At 62.5% G+C, this 19483-nt stretch carries 16 protein-coding genes; 1 reads left to right on the forward strand and 15 read right to left on the reverse strand.

What is annotated here, in order from left to right; all coding sequences use genetic code 11:
• Nucleotides 1–55 precede the first annotated feature (55 nt).
• From L8U58_RS09150 to infC, 14 genes are all read right to left on the reverse strand, one after another.
• A complete protein-coding gene (locus L8U58_RS09150; RefSeq protein WP_034975851.1) occupies nucleotides 56–1252 on the reverse strand; it encodes an argininosuccinate synthase in 1197 nt (398 codons plus the stop codon).
• Between the two features lie 72 nt (nucleotides 1253–1324).
• Complete coding sequence (gene argR, locus L8U58_RS09155; RefSeq protein ID WP_034966094.1) at nucleotides 1325–1789, reverse strand: arginine repressor; 465 nt, start codon at nucleotides 1787–1789, stop codon at nucleotides 1325–1327.
• Complete coding sequence (argF, locus tag L8U58_RS09160) at nucleotides 1774–2709, reverse strand: ornithine carbamoyltransferase (protein WP_269955187.1); 936 nt, start codon at nucleotides 2707–2709, stop codon at nucleotides 1774–1776. The genes argR and argF overlap by 16 nt, the downstream gene beginning before the upstream one ends.
• 19 nt (nucleotides 2710–2728) lie before the next feature.
• Nucleotides 2729–3934: an acetylornithine transaminase gene (locus tag L8U58_RS09165; RefSeq protein ID WP_034981485.1), complete on the reverse strand. Its 1206-nt coding sequence runs from the start codon at nucleotides 3932–3934 to the stop codon at nucleotides 2729–2731.
• Nucleotides 3935–3936: 2 nt separating this feature from the next.
• The gene (gene argB, locus L8U58_RS09170; RefSeq protein ID WP_034973548.1) at nucleotides 3937–4884 is read right to left on the reverse strand and encodes an acetylglutamate kinase; all 948 of its coding nucleotides are present in this window, start codon (nucleotides 4882–4884) and stop codon (nucleotides 3937–3939) included.
• Between the two features lie 63 nt (nucleotides 4885–4947).
• Nucleotides 4948–6165: a bifunctional glutamate N-acetyltransferase/amino-acid acetyltransferase ArgJ gene (argJ, locus tag L8U58_RS09175; protein ID WP_269955188.1), complete on the reverse strand. Its 1218-nt coding sequence runs from the start codon at nucleotides 6163–6165 to the stop codon at nucleotides 4948–4950.
• A gap of 10 nt (nucleotides 6166–6175) precedes the next feature.
• Nucleotides 6176–7201, reverse strand: a complete 1026-nt coding sequence (argC, locus tag L8U58_RS09180; RefSeq protein ID WP_269955189.1) for an N-acetyl-gamma-glutamyl-phosphate reductase — start codon at nucleotides 7199–7201, stop codon at nucleotides 6176–6178.
• Between the two features lie 63 nt (nucleotides 7202–7264).
• On the reverse strand, nucleotides 7265–9823 hold the full coding sequence (gene pheT / locus L8U58_RS09185) for a phenylalanine--tRNA ligase subunit beta (protein ID WP_269955190.1): 2559 nt from the start codon (nucleotides 9821–9823) through the stop codon (nucleotides 7265–7267).
• A gap of 34 nt (nucleotides 9824–9857) precedes the next feature.
• Nucleotides 9858–10913, reverse strand: coding sequence for a phenylalanine--tRNA ligase subunit alpha (pheS, locus tag L8U58_RS09190; RefSeq protein WP_034973556.1), 1056 nt, complete (start codon nucleotides 10911–10913; stop codon nucleotides 9858–9860).
• An 85-nt stretch (nucleotides 10914–10998) separates the two neighbouring features.
• A complete protein-coding gene (locus L8U58_RS09195) occupies nucleotides 10999–11859 on the reverse strand; it encodes a TrmH family RNA methyltransferase (RefSeq protein WP_034993402.1) in 861 nt (286 codons plus the stop codon).
• A 7-nt stretch (nucleotides 11860–11866) separates the two neighbouring features.
• Complete coding sequence (locus tag L8U58_RS09200) at nucleotides 11867–12631, reverse strand: hypothetical protein (protein WP_269955191.1); 765 nt, start codon at nucleotides 12629–12631, stop codon at nucleotides 11867–11869.
• Nucleotides 12632–12767: 136 nt separating this feature from the next.
• Nucleotides 12768–13151: a 50S ribosomal protein L20 gene (gene rplT, locus L8U58_RS09205; RefSeq protein ID WP_269955192.1), complete on the reverse strand. Its 384-nt coding sequence runs from the start codon at nucleotides 13149–13151 to the stop codon at nucleotides 12768–12770.
• 112 nt (nucleotides 13152–13263) lie between these two features.
• On the reverse strand, nucleotides 13264–13458 hold the full coding sequence (gene rpmI, locus L8U58_RS09210) for a 50S ribosomal protein L35 (protein WP_269955193.1): 195 nt from the start codon (nucleotides 13456–13458) through the stop codon (nucleotides 13264–13266).
• A gap of 32 nt (nucleotides 13459–13490) precedes the next feature.
• Nucleotides 13491–14012 (reverse strand): translation initiation factor IF-3, encoded by a 522-nt coding sequence (gene infC / locus L8U58_RS09215; protein WP_080716109.1) that lies wholly within the window; start codon nucleotides 14010–14012, stop codon nucleotides 13491–13493.
• Nucleotides 14013–14743: 731 nt separating this feature from the next.
• On the opposite strand from infC, the gene L8U58_RS09220 reads away from it, so the two are divergent.
• Nucleotides 14744–16600, forward strand: a complete 1857-nt coding sequence (locus tag L8U58_RS09220; protein WP_269955194.1) for a DUF2339 domain-containing protein — start codon at nucleotides 14744–14746, stop codon at nucleotides 16598–16600.
• On the opposite strand, the gene uvrA is transcribed toward L8U58_RS09220, so the two are convergent.
• Entirely contained in the window at nucleotides 16579–19425 is a 2847-nt protein-coding gene (gene uvrA / locus L8U58_RS09225; protein WP_269955195.1) for an excinuclease ABC subunit UvrA, read from the reverse strand. The two genes, L8U58_RS09220 and uvrA, sit on opposite strands and share 22 nt — an antisense overlap.
• Nucleotides 19426–19483 lie beyond the last annotated feature (58 nt).

Below are 19483 nucleotides of genomic sequence, written 5' to 3' on the forward strand. Positions count from 1 at the left end.
TTCAGTGCCTTTCTGCTCTCGTTAGCCTCTGGTGAGCCTCTGGTGGGATTCGCCGCTAATTAGCCAGGTCGCGCTTCGCCGCGATCTTGGAGGACAGGCCATGCAGCTCCACGAAACCGCGAGCCATGGACTGGTCGAAGGAATCGCCCTCGTCGTAGGTAGCCAGGTTGAAGTCGTACAGGGACTTGCCGGAGCGGCGGCCGTTGACGGTGATGGAGCCCGCGTGCAGCACCAGGCGGATGTCGCCAGTGACGTGGGTCTGGGTGGACTCAATAAACGCATCCAGGGAGCGCTTCAGCGGGCTGAACCACAGGCCGTCGTAAACCTGGTTGGACCACTCAGCGTCGATGCCGCGCTTGAAGCGGGCCAGCTCGCGCTCGACGGTGACTGCCTCCAAAGCCTCGTGTGCGCGGATCAGGGTCATAGCACCCGGAGCCTCGTAGATCTCGCGGGACTTGATGCCCACCAGGCGGTCCTCAACCATGTCCAGGCGGCCCACACCCTGGGCGCCGGCGCGGCGGTTCAGTTCTTCGATAGCCTCCAGCACGGTGACCTTCTTGCCGTCGATGGCGACGGGCTTGCCGCCTTCGAAGGAGATGATGACCTCATCCGGAGCCTGGCCCAGGCCCGGATCCTCGGTGTAGGCGTAAACGTCCTTGGTCGGGGCGTTCCACAGATCCTCCAGGAAGCCGGTCTCAACGGCACGACCCCAAACGTTCTGATCAATGGAGAACGGGGACTTCTTGGACTGCTCGATCGGGATGCCGTTTTCCTCGGCGAAGGCGATGGCCTTCTCGCGAGTCCAGGCGTAGTCGCGAACCGGGGCAATGATCTCCAGGTCGGGGGCGGTATTGGCAAAGCCGACCTCGAAGCGAACCTGGTCATTGCCCTTACCGGTGCAGCCGTGGGCAACGGCGGTTCCGCCGTGCTCGGCAGCGGCCTCGGACAGGTGCTTCACGATCAGCGGGCGGGAGATAGCGGAGACCAGCGGGTATTCCTTCATGTACATGCCGTTGGCCTTGATAGTCGGCAGGCAGTAATCGTTGGCGAACTCATCGCGAGCGTCCACGACGATGGATTCCACGGCGCCGGCGCCCAGTGCGCGCTGGCGGACGGTCTCCATGTCCTCGCCGCCCTGGCCCAGGTCGATGGAGACGCACACGACCTCTGCGTTGCGCTCCTTGGCGATCCAGCTGATGGCAACGGTGGTATCCAGCCCGCCGGAGTATGCGAGTACTACGCGATCCTTCATTCTTCTTTACGCTTCCCTTCGAAAGTCTTATGCAGTCTTTTGCGGTCTTGCTCTAGTATCAGTTAATTCATTCTAGCTTTGCGCCAGGTGGTAGAAGTACTCCCCCAGCTCCTTACCGCTGAGGGGCTCCCGTGCCAGGACGAACACCGTATCGTCGCCAGCGATCGTAGCCACCACGCGGTTGACGTCCGAGCGGTCGAGGATGCTGGCCAGGTACTGCGCGGCACCGGGTGGGGTACGCAGCACCGCGATGTTGCCGGAGTGATCGTGGTCGACCAGCAGCTCCCCCAATACGCGGCGCAGCTTATCCGGGCCATCGACACGCACGTCGTCGGACAGGGAGTAGTACACCTCCCCGCCCACGCGCACCTTCTTGGCTCCCAGATCCACCAGGTCGCGCGACAAGGTCGCCTGGGTGACGTCGATGCCGCGGTTGACCAGGATGCCCAGCAGCTGGCGCTGGCTGCCTACCTTCTCGGCGCCGATGATGCGCCCGATCATGTCCTGTCGCGCGGTGCGGGTTAGCGAAGAAGCCATACCATCAGCGCCTTTTGTGCGTGCAAGCGGTTTTCTGCCTCATCGAATACCACGGACTGTGGCCCGTCGATAACCTCCGCGGTGACCTCGCTGCCCCGGTAGGCAGGCAAGCAGTGCATGAAAATTGCGTCATCCTTGGCGGTGCCCATCAGTTCCGCGTCGACCTGGTAGGCCTTCAGCGCACTGCGGTCCTCGGAGGCATCCTGCCCCATCGACAGCCAGGTATCGGTGATCACCACGTCCGCGCCGGTGGCGTCCACCTTGTCGGTCACGGTCACGGTCGCACCGGTCTGCTCGGCGCGCTGCCGCGCACGCTCGACGAACTCTGCGGCCGGCTGGAAGCCCTCGGGTGCGGCGATGGTGATGTTCACGCCCGCGGTGGCGAAGCCCAGCATGTAGCTGTTGGCCATGTTGTTCGCACCGTCGCCGAAGTACACGGCGTTCAGGCCCTTCAGCTCGTCCTTGTGCTCCTTGATGGTCACTAGGTCCGCCAGGATCTGGCAGGGGTGGAAGTCGTCGGACAGGGAGTTGATGATCGGCACGCCCGCGGTTTCTGCCATCTGGTGCAGGTTGTCGTGCGCGCCGGTGCGCCACACGATCGCGGAGACGTAGCGGGAAAGCACCGCGCCTGTGTCTTGGAAGGTCTCTCCCTTTCCCATCTGCGAGCTTCCACTGTCTACGACGATGGCATTACCACCTAGCTCGGTGATGCCGGCGTCAAAAGAAAAGCGCGTGCGCGTAGAGGTCTTGTCGAACAGCACGGCGACAGAGCGGCGCTCCAACAGATTGCGGTAGCCGTTGCCGTAGCGGTTGTCCTTCAGCTCCTCGGCCAGCGCCAGCACTTCGGCCTGCTCCGCCGGGGAAAGATCGTCGTCGGCCAGCACGTGGCGCAGCGGGGCGCGGTTCGGGGTATTCGTCATGTGGGGTTCCTTTGTTGTGTTACTGGTTCTGCTTGCGGTTGTCGTCCAGCATCTGCCTAATCTTTGTGACGCCACCCTGCACCTCATCCGCCGTGATGTTCAGCGGGGGGACCAGGCGAATTACGTCGGGCTGGGGCTTGTTGACGATCAGCCCGTAGTCCAGCGGATCAAGAGTCAGGGGCGTGTCCAGGACAATTCCCAGCATCAGGCCGCGCCCACGGATGGACTTAATGCTCGGGTGGTCGGTCAGGCCTTCGCGGATGGCTGCGGACTGGGTTGCGACGTTGGCCAGCAGGTCCTCTTCCTGGATCGTGTCGATTACCGCGTTGGCGGCCGCACAGACCACGGGGTTGCCGCCGAAGGTGGTGCCGTGCATGCCCTTGGGCAGCAGCTGCGCCTTCGGCAAAGCGAGAGTGGCGCCGATCGGCAAGCCTCCGCCCAGTCCCTTGGCCATGGTGATCACGTCAGGCAGTACGCCGGGTTCGTGCTGGAAGCCGAACCACTGGCCGGTACGGCCCATGCCGGCCTGTACCTCGTCGACAACCATGAGGATCCCGTGCTGGTCACATAGTTCCCGGACGGCGGCCAGGAAGCCGTCCGGGGCGGGAATCACGCCGGTTTCGCCCTGGATGGGTTCCAGGAAGATTGCGGCCGTGTCGTCGTCCGCCATGTCCCGCAGCGCGTCGATGTCGCCGTAGGGGTAGTACTCCACGCCACCGGGCAGCGGCTTGAAGGGCTCCTGCTTGTCGGGCTGGCCGGTCAGAGCCAGGGCTCCCATGGTGCGGCCGTGGAAGCCACGCTCAGCGGCAAGGATCTTGGTCTTGCCGGTCGCGCGGGCGATCTTGAAGGCCGCTTCGTTGGCTTCTGCGCCGGAGTTGGAGAAGAACACGCGGGCGCCGGCCACCGCCTCGGCGGCCTCCCCACTCTGCTCCGCCAGCAGGCCTTTAAGCCGCTCAGCGAGCTTGATCACCTGCGGGTGGGCGAAAAGGTTCGACGTGTGGCTGAGCGTGGCGATCTGACTCGTTACGGCGTCAATAATGGCTGGGTGAGCGTGCCCCAGAGCGTTAACGGCAATACCGGACAGCAAGTCCAGGTAATCGTTGCCGTCGACGTCGGTGACGATGGCGCCGCGGCCAGACACGAGCTCGCGCGGCGGGGTGCCGTAGGTCTCGAAGATCGCGGCGTTCCAGTGGCTTTGCCAGTCAGTGCTTTTGCTGCTTGTCATGGCTAGTCCTCCCGGTAGTTGATGGCGGCGGTGGTTACGTCTTCCCAGTCCGCGGGGCAGATCATGGTGCCGATACCGCCGGTGGTCATCAGCTCCAAGATTACGGAGTGCGGGATGCGGCCGTCGATGACGTGCGCGGCCTGCACGCCGGTGCGCAGCGCATCCAGGCAGGCCTCCATCTTCGGCACCATGCCGGAATCCAGGGTAGGTAGCAGCTCCGACAGCTGGTCGGGGGTCAGGCTGGAAACCAAGGAGTCCTTGTTGGGCCAGTCAGTGTACAGGCCCTTAACGTTCGTGAGCATCACGAGCCTCTCCGCGCCCAAAGCACCGGCCAGCGCTCCGGCGGCCGTGTCCGCGTTGATGTTGTAGATCCGGCCCTGGTCATCCGGTGCGACTGTGGAGACCACGGGGATACGGCCCGCGTCGATAAGGTCGATCAAGCTTTCAGCGTTGACGTGCTCGATCTGGCCCACACGTCCCAGGTCGACGTCTTCCCCATCGATGGTGATGGTGCGCTTGGAGGCGGTGAACAGACCTGCATCCTCGCCCGAGGCACCGACGGCGTAGGGGCCGTGTTCGTTGATCAGCCCTACTAGCTCGCGGCCGACCTTTCCGAAAAGCACCATGCGGACGTACTCCATGACCTCCGGGGTGGTGACGCGGAAGCCGCCCTTGAACTCGCCTTCCAGGCCGACGGTCTTCAGCATCTCGTTGATCTGCGGACCGCCACCGTGGACCACGACCGGGCGGGCACCGATGGCGCGGAGGAATACCATGTCGGCGGCGAAGGCGCGCTTCAGTTCTTCGTCGATCATCGCGTTACCGCCGTACTTGACCACCACGATCTTGTCGCGGTAATGCAGCAGCCACGGCAGAGCCTCGGCCAGCACGTGGCTGCGCATCTCGGGGGTCAGCCCGGTGGTATCGATGGGATTGTGTTTGGGGGTCATTGGCGTATTTCCTGGTAGAAACGTGTTGTTGGTCGCGGTTTAAGCCACAGCTTGGGGCGCGGTTTAGGTCGAGTACTCGGAGTTGATCTCCACGTAGGAGTACGACAGGTCGGTCGTCCACACCGTCGCGCGTCCCTCGCCCACGCCCAGGTCCACCTCTACGGCAATGTCTGCGCCCGATAGGTCCACCGTGCGGGCACCGGGAGCGCCCGTGGAATTGATGCACACTGGGTGGCCGTTGAAGGACACGCTGATGCCTGCCGGGTTCATCTTCACCGGCGCCATGCCCACGGCCGCCAGCACGCGGCCCCAGTTCGGGTCGGAGCCGAACATCGCGCACTTAAACAGGTTGTCGCGGCCGATCACGCGCGCGGCGGTCTGTGCGGCCTCGTCTGTTTCTGCGCCGCCGACGGTGATGGAGACTCTCTTTGTGACGCCCTCAGCGTCCGCCTGTAACTGCATTCCAATATCGAGGCACACCTGGTGGATCGCAGCGTTGAACTCCTCTGCATCAGGGGTCACGCCGGAAGCACCGGAGGCCATCAGCAGCACAGTATCGTTGGTGGAGGTTGCCCCGTCGATGTCAATGCAGTCGAAGGTTGTGGGGGTCGCACTCGCCAGAGCCTGGTGGGCCATGGCGGAGCTGGGCAGGTGGGCGTCCGTAGTAATAAACACAAGCATCGTCGCCAGCGACGGGGCCATCATGCCTACGCCTTTGCCCATGGCGCCGATGGACCAGCCGTCACCGTGGTAGACGGCTTCCTTAGATACGAGGTCGGTGGTCATGATGGCGCGGGCGGCAGCGTTGCCAGCGGCGATGGACTGGTCGAGGTTACCGGCAAGCTCGTCGACACCGGCGAGGACCTTATCCATCGGCAGGACGTCGCCGATAAGCCCGGTGGAGCACACCGCAACGTCGCCGGGCTGGCAGCCCAGAGCCTCGGCTACCCTTTCCGCGGTGGCCTTGGCATCCTTGTCGCCCTGCGCGCCGTTGCAGGCGTTGGCGTTGCCAGAGTTCACGACGACCGCGCGGAAGGTCCCGTCGTTATGCGCCTGGGTGTAACGCACCGGCGCGGCGGTGACCTGGTTGCGGGTGAACATCGCCGCGGCGATGGCATCCGGGCCGTCGTTGCGGATCAAAGCCATGTCCGACTTGCCGGAGGGCTTGATGCCCGCGGTCACCGCAGCGGCGCTGAAGCCCTTGGGAACGGTCACACCCAGATCCGCGGAGGAATTCTGGGCTGTGCTGGTATCCGGATTGTTCTTGTCTGCGCTAGTCATAGCTTATGAATCAGAGTCCCGTCTGCGGGAGGCCCGCGGTTTCTTCCCAACCGAACATGAGGTTGAGACACTGGATAGCGGCACCGGCGGTGCCCTTGGTGAGGTTATCGATGGCGCTGGTGGCGATAATCATGCCATCGGCGACCTCCACCTGGATGTGCACCATGTTGGAGCCGACAACGCTCTTGACCTCTGGCTGCTGGCCTTCCGGCAGCAGGTGCAGGAAGGGTTCGCCTGCACAGAAGTCCTCGTAGGCGCGACGAATGTCACCCGCCTGGCCACGGGCGGCAGCGGTGACGGTGGTGAGGATGCCACGGGTCAGCGGTGCAAGCACCGGGGTGAAGGTGACGTGTACGTCGTCCGAGGAGTAGCCGGGAGCCAGCAGCTCCTCCACACTCTGCTTGATCTCCGGCGCATGGCGGTGCGTGCCCACGCCGTAGGCACGCAGGTTGCCCATCGTTTCCGAACCCAGGAGGTTTACGGCGGCTTTCTTGCCAGCACCCGTGGTGCCGGTGACGGAGACGACACTGACCTGCGGGGCCATGAGCCCGCTGGCAATGGCAGGCATCAGCGCCAGCGTGGCGCCGGTCGGGAAGCAACCCGGGGCGGCAACATAGTTGGCGGCGGCGATTTCTTCCCTGTGACCAGGCATCTCCGGGATGCCATAAGTGCGAGTACCCGCGTGCGGGGTGCCGTAGAAACGTGCCCAATGGTTGGCGTTCTTCAGGCGATAGTCCGCGCCGCAGTCCACGATCTTCATGGACTCGGGCAAGTTGAGGGCGGCGGAAACGCCGTGCGGAAGTGCGAGGATGGCAGCGTCGTTCGTGCCGAGGATTTCCTCGGTCGTTTCTTCGAGCTCACGATCCGCCAGGGCGGGAAGACCCGGGTTGAGGTCGCCGAAGCGCGTGCCGGCGTTGGAGCCGCCGGTAAGCGAGCCGATTTCGAAGTCCACGCCGTAGCCAGGGTGGTTCAATAGGAGGCGAAGAGCTTCGCCTCCCGCGTACCCACTGGCGCCTGCCACTGCAATTTTCAACATAGGACGATTCTGCCCTACATTCCCCCACAATGCAAATTATTCAACATTGTGGGAATTATGCAGTCATCCGCGGAGCTGCGCCCCCACCCGCTCGGTGGCGGACTGCAGGGCGGCCTCGCGGGACTCGCTGGCTTCCTCTTCCGTCAGTGTCCGGTCGGCGGCGCGGAAACGCAGGCTGAAGGTCAGCGAGCGCTTACCCTCGCCCAGGGAATCCGAACGGTACACGTCGAACAGGCGAATCTCCTCGAGCAGTTCTCCCGCGCCGTCGCGCAGTGCATTCTCGACGTCCTGAGCCGGGGTGGTCTCGTCGACGACCACGGCAATGTCCTGCAGCACGGCCGGGAAAGCGGACAGCACGGGGCGCGGGAAGGTCTCCTCCAGCGGCAGTGCGTCCAGGTTCATCTCCATTGCGACGGTGCGCGGCGGCAGCTCCGCTCGCTCGCAGACCTGCGGGTGCAGCTCACCGGCGTGGCCAACGACCGTGTCGCCCACCAAAATCTCCGCGCAACGGCCCGGGTGCCACGGCAGGTACTCGGCATTTCGCACGGCGATTTCCACGCCTGCGGCACGGGCGACGACACGGGCGGACTCGATGGCGTCCGCAGCCGTGAAGGACTCCGGGGCACCCCACGTACCCTGCAGCTGACGGTTACCCGTAGCAACAACGGCGACGTGCAGCGGCTGATCCGGCAGCGAAGCTAGCAGCTCGGCCAGCTCTTCCTTACCCGGTCGCTGCTTTACGGAAGGCATCGGTGAAAACGGCTTGGCCGACTTCGGCACGGAAACCTGCTCCACACCGTACAGAGCCACATCGCGCTGGCCACGGGTGACGTTCCGGCGCAGCGACTCGATCATCGACGGCAGCAAAGTGGTGCCGATGGAAGCGTAGTCGCTCTCCAGCGGATTCTGCACCTTCACAGTCAGGCGACGCGGATCGTCGGCGGGCAGCTCCCACACGTCGAACACGTCATTGGCGATGAACGGGGTCGGCAGGATCTCCGCGTAACCAGCCCAGGCCAGCGCCTGGCCAACGTTGCGGCGCATCCGCTGGCGTGGGGTGTAGCCGCGGCCGGCCGGGGCGGTGGGAACGATCGATGGGATGTCCTCCAGCCCCTCCAGTCGCAGAACCTCCTCTACCAAGTCCGCGGGCATGGTCAGGTCAGGGCGCCAGCTCGGCGGGGTGACCTCGATCTCGCGGGCACCGTTATCGTCGCGGGAGCCGGTCTCGCGCACCTCGCAACCGACCTCACGCAGACGGGAGATAGTGGTGCCGTCCGGGTAGATCTTGCCCGCCGTCTTGCCCGGGCGGGAGGTGTGCATGGTGATCATCGGCATCTCCGGCACTGCACCGAACAGGGTGCGGCCCTCCTCCACCTCGCCACCGGCGATGTTCACCAGCAGGGCAACGGCAAAGTCCAGGGCATCCTCAATGATCGCCGCATCCGTGCCACGCTCGAAGCGGCGGGAAGCCTCGGAGGATAGCTTGTGGCGGCGGCACGTCCGCGCCACGGTGATCTGATCCCAGTGTGCGGCCTCGAACAGCACATTTGTGGTCTCGTGGGTGATCTCGGAGGTCGACCCGCCCATCACGCCGGCCAGCGACTGAATGCCGGACTCGTCGCAGATCACCACATCTTCGGCATCCAAGGTGCGCTCCACGTCATCCAGCGTGGTCAGCTTCTCCCCCTTCTGCGCCCGGCGGACGTGCAGCTCGCCATTGACCTTATCCGCGTCGAAGGCGTGCATCGGCTGGCCCAACAGGAACATCACATAGTTCGTCACGTCCGTCGCGGGGTTCACGGGGCGCTGGCCACATAGCATCAGCTCGCGCTGCAGCCACAGCGGAGACTCCGCCTTCGGGTCGATTCCGTTGACCTTCCGCATGCCGAACTTCGAGCACTTCGTGTCCTCATCGACTTTCAGCGCCTGTACCTCGCCGTCCGTGCCGGGCAGGCCGGCGAACAGGTCGTTGCGCATCGCCGCTGCCGCCGGATCCTGCGCTGGGTCGCGGTACTGCAGGTTAAAGCTGGACGCCAACTCGCGGGCGAGCCCCCTGGCAGACAGCGCGTAGCCGCGATCCGGGGTGATGTTTACCTCGAAGATCGTGTCCTGCAAACCCAACAGCCCGCGCGCGTCGTCACCTGGCTGAAGGTTAGCGCTGGCCAAATCGGCGTCAGAAATAGTCATGATCCCCGCATTCTGCTGGGAGGCAAGGCCCACCTCCATCGCAGAACAGATCATGCCTTCGGAGATCTTGCCGTAAGTCTTCCGCGCAGAGATCTCGAACGGGCCGGGCAGCACTGTGCCGGGCAGGGCGATGACCACGTTGTCGCCCTCGGAGAAGTTCCGCGCGCCGCAGATGATGTGCTGCAGCTCGCCGGTGCCGTTGGCCTGGCCGACGTTGACGTCGCAGTAACGGATCGGCTTCTTAAACTCGGTGAGTTCCTCGATCTTTTCGACACGACCGATCACCAGTGGGCCGGTGGTCTCGGGGATCGCCTCGTAGCCCTCGGTCTCGAAACCGACGCGGACGAAGCCAGCGTCGAACTCCTCGGCGCTCACGCTCCACTGCGGGTTAGAGGTCTGCAGGATTCGGGTCAGCCACGACTGGGAAATAAGCATGTTTTTCGAAAGATCCTTTGGGGTTGTCTAAGTTCTAACCGCGTACGCCGAACGGCAGGGTGAAGCGAACGTCGCCCTCCACCATGTCGCGCATGTCGGGCAGGCCATTGCGGAACTGCAGGGTGCGTTCGATGCCCATGCCGAAGGCAAAACCGGAGTAAACCTCCGGATCCACGCCCGCGGCGATCAGGACGTTGGGGTTGACCATGCCGCAGCCGCCCCACTCGATCCAGCCTGCGCCGCCCTTCTTGTCTGCGAACCAAACATCGACCTCGGCGGAGGGCTCGGTGAATGGGAAGTAGTTCGGGCGGATGCGGGTCTTGGCTTCCTCGCCAAACAGGGTCTTGGCCAGGTGATCCAGCGTGCCCTTCAGGTGAGCCATCGTCAGACCCTTATCCACAGCCAGGCCTTCGACCTGGTGGAACACCGGAGTGTGGGTGGCGTCCAGCTCATCGGTGCGGAACACACGGCCAGGGCAAGCAATATAGATCGGCAGGTCGCGGGAAAGCATCGTGCGCATCTGCACCGGGGAAGTGTGGGTGCGCAGCACCTGGCCGGACCCCTCCGGAGCGATGTGGAAGGTATCCTGCAGCGTGCGCGCGGGGTGGTCCGGGATGAAGTTCAGGGAGTCGAAGTTGAAGTATTCGGCCTCGACCTCCGGGCCGTCCGCAATCTCCCAGCCCATGCCGACGAAAATGTCAGCGATCTGCTCGGACAGAATGGTGATCGGGTGCTGGGCGCCACGCTGCCCGCGGGTGGTCGGCTCGGTGACGTCGATGCGCTCTGCGCGCAGGACCTCCTCATTGCGCTTACGCTCGAGTTCGGCCTTGACCTGGGCGAAGCGCTTCTCGACGCGGCCCCGTGCCATGTTCACCAGGCGACCAGCGTCCTTGCGCTGCTCCTTGGGCAGGCTGCCCAGGCTGCGGCGGGCGGCCGGGATGGGGGCATCGTCGCCGAGGTGTTCGCGGCGGGCGACTGCCAGTTCCTCCAGATTTGCAGCTTCGGCGAAGGCTTTCTCAGCTGCGTCAGCGGCTGCGCTCAGCCCCTGCTCCGAAAGCTCTACCTGGGGAGTATCCGCGGAATCCGTCACTTGTGTGCGCTCCTCTATCTACGTGCACGGCTTAACCTGGTCAATAATACCCGGCGGGGATCATGGTGCGCCGAGTCGGGGGATATCAGTCCCCGGCTGACCCGTCTTCGGTAGCGCCGCGCGCCGCTGCCTGGGCACGCGCCGATTCATACATACAGATGGATGCGGCGGTCGCAAGGTTGAGTGATTCCGCGCGCCCGCGGATGGGGATGGAAACCCGCAGATCTGCCTCGGCGAGCAGCTCCTCCCCCAGTCCGTGGGCCTCGTTGCCGAACAGCCATGCGGTCGGCTTCGTAAGGATCTCCCCCGCGTCATCCAAGCTGACCTCACCGTCGGCTGCGGTGGCGACGATCTGCAGCCCCTGCGCGCGTAGCTGCCCCAGCACGTCCTTCACGTTGGTGGAACGCGCCACCGGCACGTGGAACAGCGACCCCGCAGAAGCACGTGCGGCCTTGCACGATTGCGGATCCGCGGTCTCGCCAGCGAATACCACGGCATCGGCGCCCATCGCATCGGCAACACGAATAAGGGTGCCTGCATTGCCGGGGTCGTTGGTTTCCACTGGGACGCTCACTAGCTGGGGCTGCGGCGTCAATGCCTTACCGACAGACCACAGGACAGGCTTGCATACGGCGAACAAGCCTGTGGTCGTGGCGGTATCAGAAAGGTGTTTGGCGGCTCTGTCGTTGATGTAGTGGACGAAGACGTTGAGGTAGCCGGCTGTGCGGATGATCGGCTCGAAGCGTTCTGCGGCTGCCGGCGTGACGAAGACGTCCGTGGCGCTGCCGGTGGCGATAGCGGCCTCGACGCTGTTTTCCCCCTCCACGAGGAAAACCCCCGCCTTCTTGCGCGCAGCCGCCCGGTGAAGTTTGGCGGCGTTGACGACGCGGGGGGTTCTTTCGGTGAAAAGGTCTTGTGCATCCTGCGGGCTCATAACCCACAGCATAATTGACCTACTTTTCGAACAGACTCACTTGCTCCTCTTCCGTCGTGGTCACGCCGTTCTCGGTGCGGGTACGGGTCATGGTGCCGCCACCGCCTTCCTTGCCAACCTCAATGAGGAACTGCCCATCTACCCGGAGCTGTCCGCCATCTACCCGCACAGTGATCGGTTCTTCCTGGTTACCGGGCAGCATCGCCAAGCGAATGGAAACCGACCCGACCGGGAACGTGACCTTCGTGCGTCCACTATCGACCTCGGCCTTCTTGGGGTCTGGCTTGGCTGTCATTGCACCTTGCCCATCGGTGAAACGCCACAGCACGTCGAGCGTCGTGTTAATGCCAACGATCAAGGCACCGGTATCTTCCTTAGACATGTCATCAGCACCGGCGACGCGATCCCGGAAGCCATAGGCCTTATCGGCCGCTTCGATGGCGGTGTCTTTTTCTTCGTCACTTAAGTCATTGAAGCTGTCGACGGAATTGACGCGCTTGAGCAGGCGCTTCTCTTCGTCAGGCAGCTTATCGATGGTATCTACCAAGGACGTGTCAAAGACGGCATTAAAGAAATCCTCGACGGTTTTCGCCGCCTTTTCGGCGAAGTCTTCCTCCGACATATCGGCGTAAGAAAAATCCTCGTCGGCCTTCGTTTCGGAAGTCGAGGCTTCCTGCATAGTCTTTTCGGCGTCTTCGTTTGTGCTCATATTGCAGGCGGCCAAGGTACCGGTGAGCGAAAAGGCCAACAGTAGTGTCACTGCCCGGCGGGTGTAATCCTTCATTGCGGTCTCTCCTCGGAAAAGGCTGGCTAGCTTTCATTCAACCTAGCAGCCCTCAAAGCACAAAGAACCCCATCCGGGAAACCTTTCAGTTCAGGTTCCCCGGATGGGGTTTGCGTTACGCGCTACAAAGCTAGCTTTAGGAAGCAGCCGGTGCGTTAACGTCCTCCGGCAGGGCAGTCTTGGCAGCCTCGCACAGAGCGGTGAATGCGTCGAAGTCGTTGACGGCCAGCTCGGCCAGGTTCTTACGGTCGACCTCGATCTCAGCCAGACGCAGGCCCTGGATCAGGCGGTTGTAGGTCATGCCGTTCTGGCGTGCACCAGCGTTGATGCGCTGGATCCACAGCTTGCGGAACTCGTTCTTGCGGGCCTTGCGGTCGCGGAACTCGTAGGTCTTGGAGTGGAGCATCTGCTCCTTTGCCTTGCGGTACAGGCGGGAGCGCTGACCACGGTAGCCCTTGGCGGACTTCAGTACTTCGCGACGCTTCTTCTTGGCGTTCACTGAGCGCTTGACACGTGCCACGGTGATACTTCCTTTTCTTTAAGTGTGCGCGCCTCAGATGGGCACCTTCTGTAGGTGCTGGAATTACTCGATGACGCGGTTAGGTGAATAGGGGTGGAAAGGTGGGCTTTTGTTATGCCTTGCCCAGCAGACGCTTCATGCGCTTGACATCGGCCGGAGCGACGTCCTCGGTGCCCTTCAGGCGACGGGTGCGCTTGGAGGGCTTGCCCTCCAGCAGGTGACGGCGGTTAGCCTGCTCGCGACGCAGCTTGCCGGAACCGGTGATCTTGATGCGCTTTGCGGCACCCTTGTGAGTCTTCTGCTTCATTGGTGAAAAACCTCTAACAACTAGTTCTGTTACTACTTCTTGCCCTTGCGGATCGGGCCCAGCACCATGGTCATGTTGCGGCCGTCCTGCTTGGCGCGGGTCTCAACTACGCCGTACTCCTCAACGTCGTTAGCCAGTCGCTCAAGCAGTCGGAACCCGAGCTCCGGTCGGGACTGCTCACGCCCGCGGAACATGATCGTGACCTTGACCTTGGAGCCCTTTTCCAGGAAACGAATGACGTTGCCCTTCTTGGTCTCGTAGTCGTGGTCGTCGATCTTCGGACGGAACTTCTGTTCCTTCACCACGGTCTGCTGCTGGTTCTTACGAGCTTCGCGAGCCTTCTGGGCCTGCTCGTACTTGAACTTGCCGAAGTCCATGATCTTTGCCACGGGTGGCTTGGCGTTCGGTGCAACCTCTACAAGGTCGAGGTCAGCTTCATAGGCCAGCTTTCGCGCATCGTCCGTCTTGACGATACCGACCTGTTCGCCGCCTGGACCGACGAGTCGGACCTCAGGGACTCGAATACGGTCGTTGATGCGAGCTTCTGCGCTAATGTGAACTCCTCAGTAGCAGTTTGGTTAATGTCTTACCGAACCCTGCAGTACTGAAGATCCCCCTATTCCCCCACAATCACAGCCATAGCGCACAGGCGGGAACATTCACCGATCACTGTGCATTGCACTGTCGGATTCTTGCACCCCATCTGCGTCTTGGCCACGACCCGAGTCCAACCGTGTTGGCGGTCTCTAGGTGGGAGAAGGAATCTCCACTTGCAGCCCGTTTCCATTTCATAAGGCCAAAACCTTATTGGATGGAACGAGACGGTAGTGGTTGGAAGTATAACAAGTGTCCAGGCGATATCCAAATATGGCTAACGCCGTTTCTCCAAGACCGAACAAGAATAAACTTTTGCCTTATGAATAAGCCTCTTAACGGATCCGCTGAGCCCACTAACGATCTGATCAAGCGCATTGATGATCTTGCTCGTTCACAGATGCAAGCCCAGTCGCAGATGTTTAGTATTCTTCGCGAGGTCGCTGTTAATCAACAAAAGCTCTCTTTGGCGCAGCAACCCAGGGCTTCTTCGGTAGTGACGCCCCCAGCCTCACCTCCCCCACGCTCCAGCCAGGAGGTTAAGGCTCCCCCGTCACAGCCCGCCCAGCCCCAGCAGCCAGCGCGACCACAGGCGCAACCTACTCAGCCACAGCGGCCTCAGGTGCCGCAAACGCAGCAGTCACAACCCGCTGCGGCACAGCGCCAACCCGCTGCGGTGCAACGTCCACCCGTGGCGCCCGTTCAGCCGCCCCGTCATCAGAATCAGGAACCACAGAAGCAGCCACAGCAGCGACAATCGCCGCTGCCTAGATTCCCCGCAGCGCAGCGTCAACAAACAGCGCAGTCGAAGCCAGCTACTCCGAACAAGCTCCAGCAATGGTGGGACAAGGAAGACCTGGTTACGCGCCTGCTGGCGATCATTGGCGGTTCCATTACCGTCGTGGGTCTGACCTTCCTGGCGCTACTGGCTTATGCGTCTGGGTTCCTGAGCCCGACGGGCGCCGTCATCCTCGCAGCAGTGCTGTGTGGTGGTTTGGCAGTCACGGCCACAGTCGTAAACAAGCGCCAGCCGAATGGCGTGAGTGCCGCAGCACTTCTGATAGTTGCCACGTTAGGCGGGCTCGCGGACCTGTGGGTCGCGGTATTCAAGATGGGCTGGTTCGGCGAGGCAGTGGGCAGTGTACTGACGGTGGTCATTTGTGCCGGATCGTTGGGCTTGGCCTACGCGTGGAAGAAGGAGATCCTCGCTTCCATTGTCACTGCGTTTGCACCCCTGTTCATCGTTCCTGTAGCAGCAAGTTTCCTGTCGATGTTCCCCTCCGACAACCCGGTGCAAAGGGAAATCCACACTGGCTACTTCGCCGGCAGCCTGCTAGCAGCCGCGATCTGTGGCTTCGCGGCCCGCTGGGGTCGCCCCTGGTTCAAACTGCAGGTCACCGCCACTGTTACCTACATCATTGCAATGCTCATGGCCTCCCCCTTCGCGGTATCCACCTTCTTGATGGGCGTGGTGGGCTTCGCGATCCTGGCTATCCTCAGCTTCGTCCCGCCATGGGCATCGCGTCAGCTGCACGTCGGCAGTGTCCTAGCGGTAGTGGTCGTTCCTGCCGCGCTGCTGTGTGTCCACGATTCCTGGGTGAGCCCGGCGTTTATCGCCCTGGCGACTGCCGGCTCCTACTTTATCGCCCGGGCCAACGGTGGCATGTACAAGGTGGACTTCCAGGTGGATGGGAATGCTCCGCTACCTCCACGTGTGGCCAGCGCCTTCACGTTCACGATCTCCGCAGGAACGTTGCCCATCATCTTTATCATCCGGTTCTTCCGCTGGCATGCCCTCGATGGAGAGGTACAAAAGCACCTCGATAACTTCCCCTACTTCGGATACTGGAGCATTGGCATCGCGGTGGCGTTGCTGGCCTTCACTGCTGCCATTGTGTGGGGCCTGCCGAAAATGCCACGGTCCGTTGCCTGGATTTCCCTCATCTGCTCTTTCCTTGCTGTGTTCACCTATGCCCCGTTCAGCTGGGTTAACTCGAGGGCTATGGAAATCCCTGATTCCGCGATCGTGCTAGTGATGAGCCTTCTGCTTTCCGTGGCGTTGGCATACCGCCACCAACACCTGTTCGATACTGAAATCAGGGGGATTGCCGGCCGCGAAGTTCCCGGCAACCAGGCCAATACGGAGGTTGCGAAGCTGCTTATCGGCATTGTGACTCTCGTGCTCGCTTCCTCTGCAATCCCGGCCGTAGCCATGGCGATATCCGCCACGAAGCTTTCGTTCATGGTGGCGCACGTGCTGATCTCCGTCAGCTGGATGCTGGGCGCGGTGTACCTACTGCACCGCAACAACTCCAAGCCCGGATTGCTGCTGGCCATCACTGCAACTGCGAAGCTAGTTTTCTACGACCTATCCGTCCTGGGCGGCCTTGTCCAAGCACTGGCGTTCCTGATCTGTGGCATGGTGCTGCTGGTCGCCGCCGTCACACGTGAGAAGCCGAACAAGAGCACCGCTGTCGGTCCGCCGAACCCACAGCAGCAATCGGTACAGCCGCAGCCGCCGCAGAATCAGAGCATCGACCGCAAGTAACGGCCAGTGTGGGAGGCCTCCACCTCCGCAACCTGCTCCGGGGTGCCCTCAGCCACGACGGTGCCACCGCCGGAGCCGCCCTCCGGGCCCATGTCCACGATCCAGTCGGCGGCCTTAATGACATCCAGGTTGTGCTCAATAATGAACACGCTGTTGCCCTTGTCCACCAGTCCCTGGATCACCAGCATGAGTTTGCGGATGTCCTCGAAGTGTAGACCCGTGGTCGGCTCGTCCAGGATGTACACCGTCCGGCCGTTGGAACGCTTCTGCAGCTCGGCAGCCAGCTTCACGCGCTGAGCCTCGCCACCCGATAGAGTGGTCGCCGCCTGGCCCAGGCGCACATACCCCAGGCCGACGTCGACCAGAGTGTTCAGATAGCGAGAAATGGAGGTCACCGGCTCGAAGAACTCCGCAGCCTCCGAGATCGGCATATCCAGCACTTCGGCGATGGACTTGCCCTTGTAGTGAACCTCCAGGGTCTCGCGGTTGTAGCGAGCGCCGTTGCAGACCTCGCAGGGCACGTACACGTCGGGCAGGAAGTTCATCTCGATCTTCAGGGTGCCATCGCCATGGCAGGCCTCACAGCGCCCGCCCTTAACGTTGAACGAGAAGCGCCCCGCGGTGTAGCCACGCACCTTCGCCTCCGTGGTCTCGGCGAAGAGCTTGCGGATCTTGTCAAACACACCCGTGTACGTCGCGGGGTTCGACCGCGGAGTGCGGCCGATCGGACTCTGGTCTACCTGCACCAGCTTGTCCAGGTGCTCCATTCCAGTGATCTTCTTGTGGTGCCCCGGCACCTGGCGTGCCTTGTTCAGGGTATTGCCCAGGGACTTCGCAACGATGCCGTTGATCAGGGAGGACTTGCCCGATCCAGATACGCCAGTCACACAGGTCAATACGCCCAGCGGCAGCGTGACGTCCACGTTCTTCAAGTTGTTTTCCTGTGCTCCGTGTACCGTCAGCACCCGGTCCTTATCGATCGGGCGGCGCTTATCCGGCACTGCCAGTACTCGCTGGCCGGAAAGGTATTGGCCGGTCAACGATTCTTCGACCTTGAAGATGCCTTCCGGCTCGCCTTGATAGACGATCTCGCCACCGTACTCGCCGGCGCGCGGTCCGATATCCACCAGCCAGTCGGCGGTACGAATCGTGTCCTCGTCGTGCTCCACCACAATCAGGGTGTTGCCCAGATCCCGCAGGTGCTGCAGGGTGCGGATAAGGCGCTCGTTGTCGCGCTGGTGCAGGCCGATCGACGGCTCATCTAGCACGTACAGCACGCCCGCCAGGCCGGAACCAATCTGCGTGGCCAGGCGGATGCGCTGGGCCTCACCGCCGGAGAGTGTGCCCGCGGAGCGGGACATCGACAAATAGTTCAGCCCGACGTCCAGAAGGAATTTCAGGCGCGCCTGAATCTCCCGCAGAACCGCCCCGGCAATCATCTCCTCCCGCTTGGTTAGAGATAGGTTGTCGAGGAAGCTGCTGGCGTCCGCAATAGAAAGATCAGAAACCTCGGCGATAGACAGTTCCCGATCGCCCGAGGCGATGGTTACGGCGAGGACCTCCGGCTTCAGGCGCGTGCCGTTACACGTCGGGCAGGCGACTTCGCGCATGTAGCTGCGGTAACGATCCTTGGACCAGTCGGAATCGGTCTGGTCGAGCTTGCGCTTCAGGAAGGGCATCACGCCCTCGAAAGGCGCGTTGTAGTTGCGGGAACGGCCGTAGCGGTTGCGGTAGCTGACCTTGATTTGGGTCTTGTGGCCGTTCAGGATCGCCTTGCGGTGGGTCGCCTTCAGATCCTTCCACGGGGCTTTCGGGTCGAAGCCCATGGCCTCGCCGAGCGCGTTGACCAGCTTGGTGAAGTACTTGCTGTTCGGACTGGAGACCCACGGGGCGATTGCGTCGGCTACGGGCGCGTCCTCGTCCGGGATCACCAGCTTCTCGTCGACCTCCAGGCGCGTGCCCAGGCCGTCGCAGGCTGGGCAGGCGCCGTAGGGAGAGTTGAAGGAGAACGTGCGCGGCTCCAGCTCATCCAGCTGAATCGCGTGACCGTTCGGGCAGGCCATCTTCTCAGAAAATCGCCGCGTGCGGTTCGGATCGTCGTCCGGCAAGCCCACGAAGTCCAGCACCACGATGCCATCGGCCAGCTGCAGGGCGGTCTCGATGGAATCGGTCAGGCGCTGCTTCTGCGAATCCTTCACCTGCAGACGGTCGACCACCACGTCGATATCGTGCTTGACCTGCTTTTCCAGCGTCGGCGGATCGGACAGCTGGTACACCGCCCCGTCGACCTGCACACGGGAGTAGCCCTGGGCGGCCAGATCCTCGAAAAGATCCACGAACTCGCCCTTGCGGGTGCGCACCACCGGCGCGAGCACCTGAAACTTCAGCCCCTGCTCCATCGCCAGAATCTGGTCGACGATCTCCTGCGGAGTTTGCCGTTGGATCACGCCGCCGCATTCCGGACAGTGCGGAATGCCGGTGCGCGCATACAGCAGGCGCAGGTAGTCGAAGATCTCCGTCACCGTGCCGACGGTCGAGCGCGGGTTGCGGTTCGTGGACTTCTGATCGATGGACACCGCCGGGGACAGCCCTTCGATCAGTTCCACATCCGGCTTGTCCATCCGCCCCAGGAACATGCGCGCGTAGGAGCTCAAAGATTCGACGTATCGGCGCTGGCCTTCCGCGAAAATCGTATCGAAAGCCAGGGAGGATTTACCCGAGCCGGATAGCCCTGTGAACACAATCATCTTGTCGCGGGGCAGGTCGATATCCACGCCCTTGAGGTTGTGTTCGCTGGCTCCACGGACAATCAGTTGATCGGCCACTTTCACTCCTTGTAGTTGATTTATCAACCCTGTCAGTCTACGCCAAACCCGCAACAAC

Origin of the sequence: Corynebacterium macclintockiae (assembly GCF_027570165.1) — a bacterium.
In the GTDB taxonomy this organism is placed as follows: domain Bacteria; phylum Actinomycetota; class Actinomycetes; order Mycobacteriales; family Mycobacteriaceae; genus Corynebacterium; species Corynebacterium macclintockiae.